This is a genomic window from Massilia atriviolacea (assembly GCF_003953935.1).
Taxonomy (GTDB): domain Bacteria; phylum Pseudomonadota; class Gammaproteobacteria; order Burkholderiales; family Burkholderiaceae_D; genus Telluria_A; species Telluria_A atriviolacea.
In genome coordinates, this window is sequence record NZ_RXLQ01000009.1 from 1 (window position 1) to 12,441 (window position 12,441).

The 12,441-nt window shown below is 63.5% G+C and carries 12 protein-coding genes and 1 tRNA gene; 8 read left to right on the forward strand and 5 right to left on the reverse strand.

Annotated features, from left to right (window positions below):
- Positions 1 to 706: 706 nt before the first annotated feature.
- Positions 707 to 1,945, reverse strand: coding sequence for a radical SAM family heme chaperone HemW (gene hemW, locus EJB06_RS17430; protein WP_126075305.1), 1,239 nt, complete (start codon positions 1,943 to 1,945; stop codon positions 707 to 709).
- Positions 1,942 to 2,526 carry an RdgB/HAM1 family non-canonical purine NTP pyrophosphatase gene (gene rdgB / locus EJB06_RS17435; protein ID WP_126075306.1) on the reverse strand — a complete coding sequence of 195 codons (585 nt, stop codon included), beginning with the start codon at positions 2,524 to 2,526 and terminating at the stop codon, positions 1,942 to 1,944. The genes hemW and rdgB overlap by 4 nt, the downstream gene beginning before the upstream one ends.
- A 235-nt stretch (positions 2,527 to 2,761) precedes the next feature.
- Here rdgB and EJB06_RS17440 point away from each other — a divergent pair, with 235 nt between their 5' ends.
- From EJB06_RS17440 to EJB06_RS17460, 5 genes are all read left to right on the forward strand, one after another.
- Positions 2,762 to 3,769 (forward strand): transporter, encoded by a 1,008-nt coding sequence (locus tag EJB06_RS17440; RefSeq protein ID WP_126075567.1) that lies wholly within the window; start codon positions 2,762 to 2,764, stop codon positions 3,767 to 3,769.
- A 39-nt stretch (positions 3,770 to 3,808) separates the two neighbouring features.
- The gene (locus EJB06_RS17445) at positions 3,809 to 4,759 is read left to right on the forward strand and encodes a DUF3616 domain-containing protein (RefSeq protein ID WP_126075307.1); all 951 of its coding nucleotides are present in this window, start codon (positions 3,809 to 3,811) and stop codon (positions 4,757 to 4,759) included.
- Between the two features lie 40 nt (positions 4,760 to 4,799).
- A tRNA-Ala gene (locus EJB06_RS17450) sits at positions 4,800 to 4,868 on the forward strand.
- Positions 4,869 to 4,954: 86 nt separating this feature from the next.
- Positions 4,955 to 6,355, forward strand: coding sequence for an SDR family NAD(P)-dependent oxidoreductase (locus EJB06_RS17455; protein WP_198420853.1), 1,401 nt, complete (start codon positions 4,955 to 4,957; stop codon positions 6,353 to 6,355).
- A gap of 340 nt (positions 6,356 to 6,695) precedes the next feature.
- Positions 6,696 to 7,550 (forward strand): leucine-rich repeat domain-containing protein, encoded by an 855-nt coding sequence (locus EJB06_RS17460; RefSeq protein WP_370660137.1) that lies wholly within the window; start codon positions 6,696 to 6,698, stop codon positions 7,548 to 7,550.
- A gap of 39 nt (positions 7,551 to 7,589) precedes the next feature.
- Here the strand turns inward: EJB06_RS17460 and rph are convergent, their stop codons facing one another.
- Genes rph through EJB06_RS17475 form a run of 3 tightly spaced genes read right to left on the reverse strand, consistent with a single transcriptional unit; the run spans position 7,590 to position 10,304 of the window.
- Complete coding sequence (gene rph, locus EJB06_RS17465; protein ID WP_126075309.1) at positions 7,590 to 8,318, reverse strand: ribonuclease PH; 729 nt, start codon at positions 8,316 to 8,318, stop codon at positions 7,590 to 7,592.
- A gap of 24 nt (positions 8,319 to 8,342) precedes the next feature.
- Entirely contained in the window at positions 8,343 to 9,293 is a 951-nt protein-coding gene (locus EJB06_RS17470) for a PP2C family protein-serine/threonine phosphatase (protein WP_126075310.1), read from the reverse strand.
- 15 nt (positions 9,294 to 9,308) lie between these two features.
- Positions 9,309 to 10,304 carry a serine/threonine protein kinase gene (locus EJB06_RS17475; RefSeq protein WP_126075311.1) on the reverse strand — a complete coding sequence of 332 codons (996 nt, stop codon included), beginning with the start codon at positions 10,302 to 10,304 and terminating at the stop codon, positions 9,309 to 9,311.
- A gap of 99 nt (positions 10,305 to 10,403) precedes the next feature.
- Here EJB06_RS17475 and EJB06_RS17480 point away from each other — a divergent pair, with 99 nt between their 5' ends.
- The 3 genes from EJB06_RS17480 (at position 10,404) to rpoZ (ending at position 12,375) form a co-directional block, all read left to right on the forward strand.
- Positions 10,404 to 11,291 carry a YicC/YloC family endoribonuclease gene (locus EJB06_RS17480; RefSeq protein WP_126075312.1) on the forward strand — a complete coding sequence of 296 codons (888 nt, stop codon included), beginning with the start codon at positions 10,404 to 10,406 and terminating at the stop codon, positions 11,289 to 11,291.
- A 200-nt stretch (positions 11,292 to 11,491) separates the two neighbouring features.
- A complete protein-coding gene (gene gmk, locus EJB06_RS17485; protein ID WP_126075313.1) occupies positions 11,492 to 12,139 on the forward strand; it encodes a guanylate kinase in 648 nt (215 codons plus the stop codon).
- Between the two features lie 32 nt (positions 12,140 to 12,171).
- The gene (rpoZ, locus tag EJB06_RS17490; RefSeq protein WP_019922806.1) at positions 12,172 to 12,375 is read left to right on the forward strand and encodes a DNA-directed RNA polymerase subunit omega; all 204 of its coding nucleotides are present in this window, start codon (positions 12,172 to 12,174) and stop codon (positions 12,373 to 12,375) included.
- Positions 12,376 to 12,441: the final 66 nt, after the last annotated feature.

The window sequence follows — 12,441 nt, forward strand, 5'->3', positions numbered from 1 at the left end:
GGCAGCCTGGAAGAACAGGCGGCGCGCCTGGCCGATGTGGCGGGAGGGTTCAAGCTGGCGGTGGCGGCAGGACGGCCGTTGCAGCGGGTGGCGGGCAAGGCGCCGTTGAAACTGGCGGCTTGAGGCAAACCTCCACGCAACGGCTTCAGGATGCGTCCGAGTGATAAAAGAGGAAAACTTCGAAATCTCGTCGTTCCGGCGCAGGCGGGAACCCAGGTTCGTGCTGAAAGCACCGGCTAAAACTGCGAACTTGGGTCCCCGCCTGCGCGGGGACGACGGTGGTTAAAGCAATTCCAGCGTCGAGAACCTGGAGGAAAACGCGATCACCTCGTCGTTCCCGCGCAGGCGGGGACGACGGTGGCTGAAGCAACACCAGCGTCGAGAACCGGGAGGAAAACGCGATGATCTCGTCGTTCCCGCGCAGGCGGGAACCCAAGTTCGCGCTGAAGGCACCGGCTAAAACTGCGAACTGGGGTCCCCGCCTGCGCGGGGACGACGGTGGTTAAAGCAGCATCAGCGTCGAGAACCGGGAGGAAAACGCGATCATCGCGAACCGGGACGAAAACGCGATCATCTCGTCGTTCCCGCGCAGGCGGGAACCCAAGTTCGCGCTGAAGGCACCGGCTAAAACTGCGAACTGGGTTCCCCGTCTGCGCGGGGACGACGGTGGCTGAAGCACCGCGAGGGTAGAGAACAGGAGCGGGGCTCACGTCCCCAAAAACATCTCCTGCAGATCATTCAAGAAACGCTGTCCCAGCTCGGTCGGCCGGATGATCTTGTGATCGCGGTAAATCAAGCCCTTCGCCTCCGCCGCATTGAGCGTCTGCTCGATCGCATTGATCCCCATCCCGGTGCGTTCCCCGAACAGGTTCGGCGAAAACCCCTCGGTCAACCGCAAGGTATTGAGCATGAACTCGAACCCCATGTCGGCCCGGCCGATCTCGCGTTCCTCCTGCACCGGATTGCCGGCCCGCGCCGCCTCGATAAACGCCTTCGGCTGCTTGTAGCGCGCCTGGCGCAGCACCCGGTGCGGGAACGATATCTTCGAATGCGCACCCGCCCCGATCCCCAGGTAATCGCCGAACTCCCAGTAATTCACATTGTGCTTCGCGCGCCGCCCCGGCTGCGCATACGCCGACACTTCGTAATGCCCGTACCCCGCCGCCGCCGTCTCGGCCGCGATCATGTCCTGCATGTCGGCGCTGGCGTCATCGTCCGGCAGCGCCGGCGGATACTTGGCGAACAGGGTGTTCGGCTCCATCGTCAGGTGGTACAGCGACAAATGCGGCGGCGCGAACGACAGCGCCGTCTCCAGGTCGAGCCGCGCTTCTTCCAGCGTCTGGGTCGGCAGGGCGTACATCAGGTCCAGGTTGAAGTTGTCGAAGTTCGCATGCGCGATCTCGACCGCCCGCCTGGCCTCGTTGTCGTCATGGATGCGCCCCAGCGCCTTGAGGTGCTTGCCGCTGAAGCTCTGGATGCCGATCGACAGGCGGTTGATGCCGCTGGCCCGGAACGACTTGAACTTCTCCGCTTCGAAGGTGCCCGGATTGGCTTCCATCGTCACTTCGGCGTCCACGTCCAGCGGCAGCAGGGTGCGCACGTCCGACATCAGCCGGTCCAGGCCCCTGGCCGACATCAGGCTCGGCGTGCCGCCGCCGATGAAGATGGTGTAGATCTTGCGGCCCCAGATCAGGGGCAGCGACTGCTCCAGGTCGAGCCGCAGCGCGTCCAGATACGCTTCTTCCGGCAGTTCGCCGCGCGCCTCGTGCGAATTGAAGTCGCAATAAGGGCACTTCTTCACGCACCACGGATAGTGGATGTACAGCGACAGCGGCGGCAGCGCGCTCAGGTTCAAGGCGCCCGGTTGCAGGTATTGCAGGGCGCTGGCGGCCGGCGAGCGCGGTTCAGGACTAACGGCGCTGCCGGCGACTTTGATCGGAATCATTTCAGCTTCTCTACCAGCGCGCGCAGGGCCTGGCCTCGGTGCGACAGCGCGTTCTTCTCGGCCGGCGTCAGTTCGGCGGTGCACTTGCCGAGCGAAGGAATGAAGAAGTGCGGATCGTAGCCGAAGCCGCCCGTGCCGCGCGCTTCGGCGACGATGTCGCCATTCCAGCGGCCGTCGGCGATGACCGGCTGCGGGTCGTCGGCGTGGCGCACGAACACCAGCACGCAGTAGTAATACGCCGATTTGTCGGCATGGGGGGCCAGGTCGGCGATGAGTTTCTCGTTATTGCGGGCGTCCGATTTGGGCTCGCCGGCAAAGCGCGCCGACCACACGCCGGGCGCGCCGCCCAGGGCATTGACGCACACGCCGGAATCGTCGGCCAGCGCCGGCAAACCGGTCATGCGCGACGCGTGGCGGGCTTTTTCGAGCGCGTTTTCGACGAAGGTGGCGAACGGCTCCTCGGCTTCGGGGACGTCGAACTCACCCTGCGCGTGCAGGGTAAAGCCGATGGGGCCGAGGATTTCGCCAAACTCCTTGAGTTTGCCGGCGTTGTTGGAAGCGAGGATGAGGCGTTGGGTCATAAGAGTCTGGTCTGGCGGGTGATGGATGCCAGCGGCATCCGCAAGTGCGTATTTTAGCGCCAATGGCCGGCCGCCTGGCCGGCGCGCGGCTTTCGCAGGATTTTGCGGGGCAAACACTGTACTATATCGGCATCTCAAATTGACGGTGGAAATCCGATGGCGACAGCAGCGCACACTGACCAAGACGCAGGCATGCGCACCGGGAGCTGCCTTGCTTGACGTCGACAAGCCCGAAATGAGCTACGGTTCCGATCCATCGGGACTGGTGTGGGGCTATCTGTTCGGCGTCACGCCGGAAGCGCTGCCGGTCGATTCGGCCGCCGCCCTGGCCTGGATGCGCGACCACGCCGCCAACAACCCCTCGCAGTTCATCTGGCTGCACTTCAACCTGTCCAACGCGGCCAGCGAAAAGTGGCTGACCACGCACGCCAACCTGGCCGACGAATTCTACGAAACGCTGCACACCGGCTCGCGCTCGACCCGCATCGAACTGGCCGAAGACACCCTGATCGCGGTGGTCAACGATGTGCTGCACAATTTTTCGTTCGAAGAATCCGACATTTCGACCCTGTGGGTCAGCGTGGCGCGCAATGTGGTCGTCAGCGCGCGCAGGAAGCCCCTGCAGTCGATCGAGCGCGTGCGCCAGGCGGTGCGCCACGGCGAACCGGTGCGCTCCTCGGTCGAACTGCTGATCCACCTGCTGCGCGACCAGGCCGACGTGCTGGTGAAAATCGTGCGCGACGCGGTCGAACGGGTGGACGACATCGAAGACAAGCTGCTGGCCGACCGCCCCACCGCCAAGCGCGAAGACCTGGGCGCCATGCGGCGCGTGCTGGTGCGCCTGCAACGCCTGCTGGCGCCGGAGCCGGCGGCCCTGTTCCGCCTCCTGCAACGCCCGCCCTCGTGGATGGCCGACCTCGATACCCAGGAGCTGCGCGAAGCGACCGAGGAATTCTCGGTGGTGCTGAGCGATATGTCGTCGCTGCAGGAACGCATCAAGCTGCTGCAGGAAGAAATCGCCGCGCGCGTCAGCGAAGAAACGGGCCGCAGCCTGTTCATTCTGACGATCGTGACGGTGCTGGCGCTGCCGATCAATATCATCGCCGGCATGCTGGGCATGAACGTGGGCGGCATTCCGCTGTCGCACCACCCGGCCGGCTTCTGGATCATCGCCGGGATCATCGCCACGTTCACGGTGGTGGCGGGCTGGCTGGTCACGCGTGCGGCGCGGCGCCTGCGTTAGCCACTATGATGGTGTTTTAGTTAATTAACGGAGGACGCCATGAGCAGACACGAAGCGGCCAGCGCCACCCTGATTGCGGACGCGCTGCACGCGAAGCTGGAAGACCATTTCACCTATCGCGGCATGTGCGACGCCTCGGCCGCCGCCGCGCTCGGGGAAGACCTGTTCGTGGTCGCCAACGACGAACGCAACCAGCTCAAGATCTACCAGCGCGGCGTGGCCGACGCGGTGGAGGTGGTCGACCTGTCGGCGTTTTTGGGCACCAAGAAGAACAAGGAATCGGACCTGGAAGGCGCAGCCACCATCGGCGAGCGGATTTACTGGATTACCTCGCACGGCCGCAACAAGAAGGGCGAGGTGCAGGAGCGCCGCTTCCGCTTCTTCGCCACCGAGGCGGGCAAGGCGAATGGCAAAGGAAAAGCGCGCCTGCAACCGGTCGGCAAGGCCTACAGCGGCCTGCTGGACGACATGATCGCGTCCCAAGCACTGAAAAAATATCCGATCGCGCAGGCATCCGGGATGACGCCGGAAGCCGATGGCGCTTTCAACATCGAGGGGCTGGCCGCCACGCCCGAAGGGACCTTGCTGATCGGCTTGCGCAATCCGGCGCCCGAGGGCAAGGCGCTGGTGGTGCATTTGCTGAACCCGGAAAAAGTGGTCGAGGGCGAGCGTGCCGAATTCGGCGAGGCGTTCGAGCTCGATCTGGGCGGTCTGGCGATCCGCAGCATGGAGCTGGTGGGGCTGGCATACATGATCGTGGCGGGGCCGCCGGCCGATCACGGCGAGTTTGCCCTGTATCGCTGGTCAGGAAAACGGGAGGATGCACCGGAACAGCTGGTGCATGAGGATTTTGACGATGTGCGGCCGGAGGCGCTGTTTGCCATTCCCGGCACGCGCAAGGTGCAGATCCTGAGCGACGACGGCGGGCCGCATGTGAAGGCGATGGCGCAGGAGGAGCAGACCTTCCGGAGCATTACGGTCGTTCTTTAGCGCGCTTCCAGGCTTACCGAAAATGCTACAATGCAAGCGGAAAGCCGTGGCGTAATGGAAGCGCGTTTGCATTGCATGCAAAAGGAGCCGGTTCGACCCCGGCCGGCTTTCCACGCGATGGTTCGATGGCCGGTTTCATCGGCGCCGGAGCGGTTCTGTCGCGCAGCAGCTCCCCTTGCAAGGTGGCCGGCGCCGATGCAAATCCATCCCGTTCTCTTCCTGTTTGAGGCATGGCGCGAACCCGGCCTGCTCCAAAGGATCGATTTTTCTACAGACCTTGCGATGACTTTCACGAACGAGGACCTGGCCACCACGCTGCGTGTGCTGCAAACCATTGCGGACCAGCCGTCCCAGATGAACGCGCATCCGCGTTTCAAGGCGCTGATTGCCAAAATTCAAAAAACGGCCAAGCGCGAGCAGCGCCGGGCGCGCACAGAATTGTCCACCGAGCAGTTTCACCAGGCCCGCCTGCAAACCGGCATCGTGCAGGCACAGCAAGCAACACCAGCGCTGTTGCCACCGCAGCAGCACGGCGGCAGCACCTTGCGTTCCCAGCGCTGCTATATCTGCAAGAAGACCTATCACGAACTGCACCACTTCTATCACCTGCTGTGCCCCGTATGCGCAGCGAAGAACTGGGCAAAGCGCCAGCAACGCGCCGACCTGGGCGGCTACGTGGCGCTGGTGACAGGCGGGCGCATCAAAATCGGCTTCGAAACGGCATTGCGCTTGCTGCGCGACGGCGCCCGCGTGATAGTCACCACGCGTTTCCCGCGCGACGCCGAGCGGCGCTTCCTGTGCGAGCCGGATGCCGGCGCATGGCGCGACCGGCTGACGCTGGAAGCACTGGACCTGCGCAATATTGCGTCGGTCGAGGCTTTGGCCGACACCCTTTGCCGCGACCTGCCCCACCTCGACATCGTCATCAATAACGCGGCGCAGACCATCAAGCGCCCGCGCGAATTCTATGCCGCCCTGATGGCCGCCGAGCCCACGCCGTGGCTGCTGGAGGCAAGCAGCCAATACCTCGGACAGCTGCCGGGCTACGAAAACTACTTCTTGCGCAATGAGCTGGACAGCTACGGGCAGGCGCTCGACAAGCGTCCCAGCAATTCGTGGTCCCAGCGGCTGCACGAGGTGTCCACGCTGGAACTGGTGGAAGTGCAAGTGGTCAACGCGATCGCGCCCTTTCTGCTGACCTCGCGCCTTCGCCCCGCGATGCTGCGCTCGCCTAACCAGAGGCGCTTCGTGATCCAGGCGTCGGCCATGGAAGGGCAGTTCAACCGGCAGGACAAGACCGCGTTCCATCCGCATACGAACATGGCCAAGGCCGCATTGAACATGCTGGTGCGCACCAGCGCCCAGGACTGGGCGCGCGACGGCATCTACATGAACGCCGTGGACACGGGCTGGATTACCGACGAAAAGCCCTACCCCAATGCCGAGCGGATGCGGCAGGAACAGCACTTCTACCCGCCGCTCGATGTCATCGACGGCATGGCGCGCCTGATCGATCCGGTCGCCCGCGGCATCAACGAGCCCGACACGCCCCTGTTCGGCCATTTTCTCAAGGATTACGAGCCCTATGCCTGGTGAACCTTCGCTGCCGCTGCGCCAGCCCATCGCCGCTCCGGCTGCGCAGGACGGCAGTGCCGTGCAATGCCCGGTCCATCGTGTCGAGATCACGCCGTGCGACGCAGCCGAGCTGGCGCCCTTGCTGGCCTACCTGGGCGCCAATCAAGCGCTGCAAGGCAGTCAGTACTTTCCCCGTGGCGCCGTGCTGGAAGATGGCAGGCTGGACCTCTGCAAGCAAAGCCTGGGCACCGACAACTGCCTGCGGATCGCGCAGGCGCTGCAGGGCAACACCCAGGTGCGCAGCCTCATGCTGGGCACCGACGCGATTGGCGATACCGGTGCGCATGCGGTAGCCGAGCTGCTGGACAAAAACGCCCATCTGCAGGTGCTCTACCTGGGCTGCAACAACATTGGCCCCCAGGGAGCGCGCTGGCTTGGCGCCGCGCTGGCGCAGAACGCGCAGCTCACCGGCCTCTGGTTGAAGCGCAACCCCCTGGGACCGGAGGGCGCTGCCAGCATCGCGCAGATGCTGCGTAGCAATCGGCACTTGGGCGTTCTCGACCTCGTCAATACCGATCTGCGCGCTGCGGGCCTGGACGCCATCGTCGATGCCTTGTGCACCGATAACCGCACCATGCACACCCTGTACCTGAGCGGCAACGGCCTGGGGCCGCCCGCCGCTGCAGCCTTGTCCCGGCTGCTGCGCGAAGCGCCGCACGTCACGGCGCTCTACCTTAGCGTGAATCGCCTGGGGGACGAAGGCACGGCCATGCTGGCCGAAGCGCTCCATGTGAACCGCAGCTTGCGGACACTGGACCTGGCCAGCAATGGCATCGGCCCGGAGGGGGCCAGGGCCTTGTTCGCGGCGCTGCAGCGACATCCCGCCATCGAATGCCTTAACCTGGGCTATGCTCCTTCTACCAGAGTGCTGGGCGCGTCGGCAAATCGCATCGGCGATCAAGGTGTCGAGCACGCGATGGGAATGCTGTCGGAATCGCGCACCTTGCGCAGCCTGGATTTGACGCGCAATGGCGTGACGGCCCGAGGGCTGGGAGCGCTGGACAGGGCCCTGTCCGGCAATCGGCATCTCGGCCGCCTGCTGGTCGATGGCAGCCTGCCCGACGCGCTGGCCGAGCGCCTGGCGCGCAACCGCGTGGACCATGGCGATCTTCCGGTTCCACTTGACCGGGCGTTGATCAAGAGTGTCTACCGCTGAAGGGCGGTTCCGGCAGGAGATGGCGCAGGAGGCTCTCGCTTACAACCCGAGGCTTTTCTTCTGCAACGCGATAATGTCCGCAATCCCCGCCTGCGCCAGATCCAGCAAACGGTTCATCCCGGCCCGGTCGAAGGCGGCGCCTTCGGCCGTGCCCTGCACTTCAATAAAGTGCCCGGCTTCGGTCATCACCACATTCATGTCCGTGTCGCAGCCCGAATCCTCGACATAATCGAGGTCCAGCACCGGCATGCCCTGGTACACGCCGACCGAGATCGCCGCCACAAAACTCTTCACCGGCACCGCCGCGATCGCGCCGCTGGCCACGAGTTTACCGAACGCGTCATACGCCGCCACCATCGCGCCGGTGATCGACGCCGTGCGCGTGCCGCCGTCAGCCTGGATCACATCGCAATCGAGGTTCAGGGTGCGCTCGCCGAACGCTTCCAGGTCGAACGCCGCGCGCAGCGAGCGCCCGATCAAACGCTGGATCTCCTGCGTGCGCCCGCTTTGCTTGCCGCGCGCCGCTTCCCGGTCCATGCGCGTATGCGTCGAGCGCGGCAGCATGCCGTACTCGGCCGTCAGCCAGCCCTGCCCCTTGCCCTTCAAAAAGCCCGGCACCTTTTCCTCGATGCTGGCCGTGCAGATGACCTTGGTGTCGCCGCACTCGATCAAGACCGAACCCTCGGCATGCTTGGTGTACTGGCGCGTCAGGACGAGGTCGCGCAACTGGTCGACGGCGCGGCCGCTCGGACGTGATTCAAATGTCATTGATTTCCTTGTTTAAAACAGGCCTTACTTCAGTACCTGGGATGATTTTTCGATGGCGTCGCGGATCTCGGCAATCGCCTTTTCGATTTCGTCGTCGTTGAAGGCGTCGATTTCGAGCGGCTGTTCCGGCTCCGGGGCGCTCAGGATCGTGGTGCTGACCAGGTTCTCGGGCAGCATCATGGTCGAAATCACCGTGCCGCTGCCGTCCGTGTTCACCGCCGGCGTTTCCACTTCCGGCGAACCTTGCCACATGATCGCCAGCGCGGTCGTGTTGTCGCAGGTCTCGCCGCCGATGGTGATCGCCGTGCTGATCATGTCCGGAATGGCGCGCACGATGGTCTGGGTCGAGAGGCGATGGACGATTTCTTCGTCCGGCAGCATCGACCACAGGCCGTCGGAGCACAGCATGACCACGTCGCCCGTCAGCAGGCTGACCTGGCGCGATACTTCGATCTTCGGCAGCGAGCTGGCGCCGATGCAGTTATACAGCTTGTTGCGGTCCGGGTGGGTCGCGCGTTCGGCCGGATCGGCCAGGCCCTGGGCGATCAGGTGCTCGATGTGCGAGTGGTCGCGCGTGCGGCCCAGGATCTGCCCGCGGCGCAGCCAGTACAGGCGCGAATCGCCGCAGTGGGCCCAGATCGCGGTGTTGTGCTGGATCAGGCAGGCCACCACCGTGGTGCGCGGCGTGTCGGGCATGTTGTTGGCGATGCGGTAGCGGTGGATTTCATCGTGCGCTTCCAGAAAAGCCTCTTCCAGGAAGCGTTCGGGCTTGCGCACATACGGCGTGGCGTGCTGCTGGAACATGCTCGACATGGTTTGCAAGGTGATGGCGGCGGCCATTTCGCCGCGCAGGTGGCCGCCCATGCCGTCCGCCAGGACCAGCAGCAGCGCGTCGCGCGTGAAGCTGTATCCCATCCGGTCCTGGTTGACCTTGCGGCCGCCGAGCTGGCTTTCCTGGTAAACGGAAAATTGCATAGTAATCTTTCTGGATCAGGTGTTTTTATCGTTGACTTTTTTGCGGCCGAAGCTACCCAGGCGGTCGACCAGGCCGCGCACCTGGCCGCCGATCTTTTCCAGCCCGCGCGGGGCTTCGGGCTTCTTGGGCGGCGGCAGGGCCAGTTCCTTTTGCAGCGCGAACAGGCTTTGCGGCCGCGCCAGCGGGTCCATGTCGAGGCAGTTCTTGACCATATTGATCAGCGCCGGCGAGAAGCTGCCTTCCAGGCGCGCGTAGTAGCCCGGCATCTTGTCTTCGGTCTTGCGCTGGTCGGCCGGCTGCGGCGGCGCGCCGGCCATGCAGGCGAACATGGTGGCGCCGATGCTGTAAATATCCGACCACGGCCCCAGCGCCGCCGTCTTCGAGTACAGGTCCGGCGGGGCGAAGCCCGGGGTGTACATCGGCGTAAGCTTGGGAATGTCGGCGTTGATGGTCTGGCGCGCGGCGCCGAAGTCGAGCAGGATGGGCGAACCGTCGGTGCGCAGGTAGATATTGGCCGGTTTCAGGTCCAGGTGCAGCAGCTTGTTGGCATGCACTTCGCGCAGGCCGCCGCACACGCCCAGGAAAATCTGGCGGATGAAGGCTTCCGACAGGCGGCTGCCCTTGCTGCCGAGGCGGGCGATATGTTCCTGCAGCGAGTGTCCCGATTCGTAGCCCATCACCATATAGACGGTGTCGTTGGCGCGGAAAAAGTTCAGCACGCGCACCACGTTCGGGTGGGAGATCAGCGCGAGCGCCCTGCCCTCCTCGAAAAAGCACTTCAGGCCGATGCGGAACACCGGCAGGTTGGGCGGCGAAATCACCGGTACCAGCTCGCCCGGCTGGCGCAGCGCGAGGGAGCTCGGCAGGTACTCCTTGATGGCGACCGCGTTCCCCTCGGCGTCGTAAGCGAGATATACAATACTGAACCCACCGGACGCAATTTTCTTTACAATGCGATATCCGGCAATTTCAAGTCCATCGGGCAGGGGGGCGTTATTTTGTGCAGCCATCAGTGTGTGTTCCTTGCTTAACACGGCGATTGTGTGGATAAATCACGGCTTTGTAAAGAAAAGATAAAAATACCGGGGACTCCATTGAGCATTTCTAGCATGACAGGTTACGCGGTGGCTACCAGCGAAGGCGCGGCGGGCACCCTTACAATTGAAATCAAGAGCGTTAATTCGCGCTTTCTGGACCTGCAGTTCCGCATCAACGACGAGTTGCGCGCACTCGAACCGGACCTGCGCGCCGCGATCATGGCCGCCATCACGCGCGGCAAGGTCGAGGCACGCCTCTCTTTCGGGCGCAAGGTCGCCGGCGGTTCGCAAGCCTTGAATAGCGCCTTGCTGGCCGATCTGGCGCGTTTGCAGACCGAAGTGACCAAGCATTTCGTCTCGGCCCCGGTGATGACGGTAGCCGAACTGCTGCGCTGGCCCGGCGTGATCGAAGAGGCGCAAGTCGGCCAGGAGTCGCTCCAGGCCGACGTGGCCGCCCTCACCGCGACCACCGTGGCGGCGTTTGTGGAAAGCCGCCGGCGCGAAGGCGCGGCGCTCGAAGCGATGCTCATTTCGCGCATCGATGCGATGGATGTCATCGTCAAGCGCATCACGCCGCTGATTCCGCAGGTGATTTCGCAGTTCCAGCAAAAGGCGGTCGAGCGCATGCAGGATGCATTGGGACTGGCCGGACACGGCACCCCGTCAACCCTGACGCGCCAGGAAGCGTTCGAACGGATTCGCCAGGAAGTGACCCTGTACGGGATCCGGATCGATGTGTCGGAAGAGTTGTCGCGCCTGTCCGCGCACCTGACCGAGACGCGCCATATCCTCAAAAAAGGCGGCCAGGTCGGCAAGCGCCTGGACTTCATGATGCAGGAGCTGAACCGCGAAGCCAATACGCTGGGCGCCAAGGCGTCGGTGAAGGAACTGGCCGACGCGTCGATGGAATTGAAGCTGTTGATCGAACAGATGCGCGAGCAGGTGCAGAATCTGGAGTAACCTTTCCTTCATTGCGCCCGTTATCTCGTCGTTCCCGCGCAGGCGGGAACCCAAGTTCGCGCCAGCCCCGTCGGCTGCGCAATCGACCTGGGTTCCCGCCTTCGCGGGAACGACGTTTTTGAGCTGACGCAGTAAGCCAGCAAATAAGCAAGTGGCCGTATTAACGCAATAACGCACCAACGTACTCAAGAAAGACACTTATGCCATCTCCTATCCCCGGTTTTTCAGGCAGCCTGTTCGTCGTCGCCGCGCCTTCCGGCGCCGGTAAATCGACCCTGGTCAACGCCCTGCTCGCGCAGGAACCCGGCATTAAGCTGTCGATCTCGACCACCACGCGCCCTCCCCGCCCGGGCGAGCAGGACGGGCGCGAATACCACTTCACCACCGCCGAGGACTTCGTCGAGCGCGCCGGCCGCGAGGAATTCCTCGAATGGGCCGAAGTGCACGGCAATTACTACGGCACCTCGCGCTTGATGGTCGAGAAGGAAATGAAAACCGGCACCGACATCCTGCTCGAAATCGACTGGCAGGGCGCGCGCCAGGTGCGCAAGCAGTTCCCGGACGCGGCCGGCATCTTCATTTTGCCGCCCTCGATCGCCGCCCTGGAAGAGCGCCTCTACAAGCGCGGCCAGGACGAACCGCACGTCATCACGCGGCGCCTGCTGGCCGCCGGCGGCGAGATCGCTCACGCTCCCGAGTTCGAGTATGTTATTATCAATGAAGAGTTCAACGTCGCCTTGTCAGAGATGAGCGCGATTGTCAGAGCGACACGCAGCCGTTTTGCACAACAAGCTGCGCGTAACGCCTCGCTATTTGCCCAACTGGGTATCCATGCGCAACAATCGTGACACGGCACACACCGTCATATTGAGGAAAAACCATGGCCCGCATTACCATTGAAGATTGCTTGAAAAATATCCCTAACCGCTTTCAGCTGACCCTGGCCGCGACCTACCGCGCCCGTCAGTTGTTGCAAGGCCACACTCCCAAGGTCGAAGCCAAGGACAAGCCTACCGTTGTCGCCCTGCGTGAAATCGCCGCCGGCAAGGTCGGTATCGAGATGCTGAAAAAGGTTCCGATGTAAGTTGTGTCGTGCCCGAACGGTGTCAACAAGCCATCCTGATTTACTTTTTTCACATTTCGGCTGATT

Excerpts from the sequence above, each read along its gene's own strand:
- hemW (WP_126075305.1), bottom strand. The coding sequence starts at position 1,945 with ATGATTCCGATCAAAGTCGCCGGCAGCGCCGTTAGTCCTGAACCGCGC.
- rph (WP_126075309.1), bottom strand. The coding sequence starts at position 8,318 with ATGACATTTGAATCACGTCCGAGCGGCCGCGCCGTCGACCAGTTGCGC.
- rdgB (WP_126075306.1), bottom strand. The coding sequence starts at position 2,526 with ATGACCCAACGCCTCATCCTCGCTTCCAACAACGCCGGCAAACTCAAG.
- EJB06_RS17480 (WP_126075312.1), top strand. The coding sequence starts at position 10,404 with ATGACAGGTTACGCGGTGGCTACCAGCGAAGGCGCGGCGGGCACCCTT.
- EJB06_RS17455 (WP_198420853.1), top strand. The coding sequence starts at position 4,955 with ATGCAAATCCATCCCGTTCTCTTCCTGTTTGAGGCATGGCGCGAACCC.
- EJB06_RS17445 (WP_126075307.1), top strand. The coding sequence starts at position 3,809 with ATGAGCAGACACGAAGCGGCCAGCGCCACCCTGATTGCGGACGCGCTG.
- EJB06_RS17470 (WP_126075310.1), bottom strand. The coding sequence starts at position 9,293 with ATGCAATTTTCCGTTTACCAGGAAAGCCAGCTCGGCGGCCGCAAGGTC.
- rpoZ (WP_019922806.1), top strand. The coding sequence starts at position 12,172 with ATGGCCCGCATTACCATTGAAGATTGCTTGAAAAATATCCCTAACCGC.
- EJB06_RS17475 (WP_126075311.1), bottom strand. The coding sequence starts at position 10,304 with ATGGCTGCACAAAATAACGCCCCCCTGCCCGATGGACTTGAAATTGCC.
- EJB06_RS17440 (WP_126075567.1), top strand. The coding sequence starts at position 2,762 with ATGAGCTACGGTTCCGATCCATCGGGACTGGTGTGGGGCTATCTGTTC.
- gmk (WP_126075313.1), top strand. The coding sequence starts at position 11,492 with ATGCCATCTCCTATCCCCGGTTTTTCAGGCAGCCTGTTCGTCGTCGCC.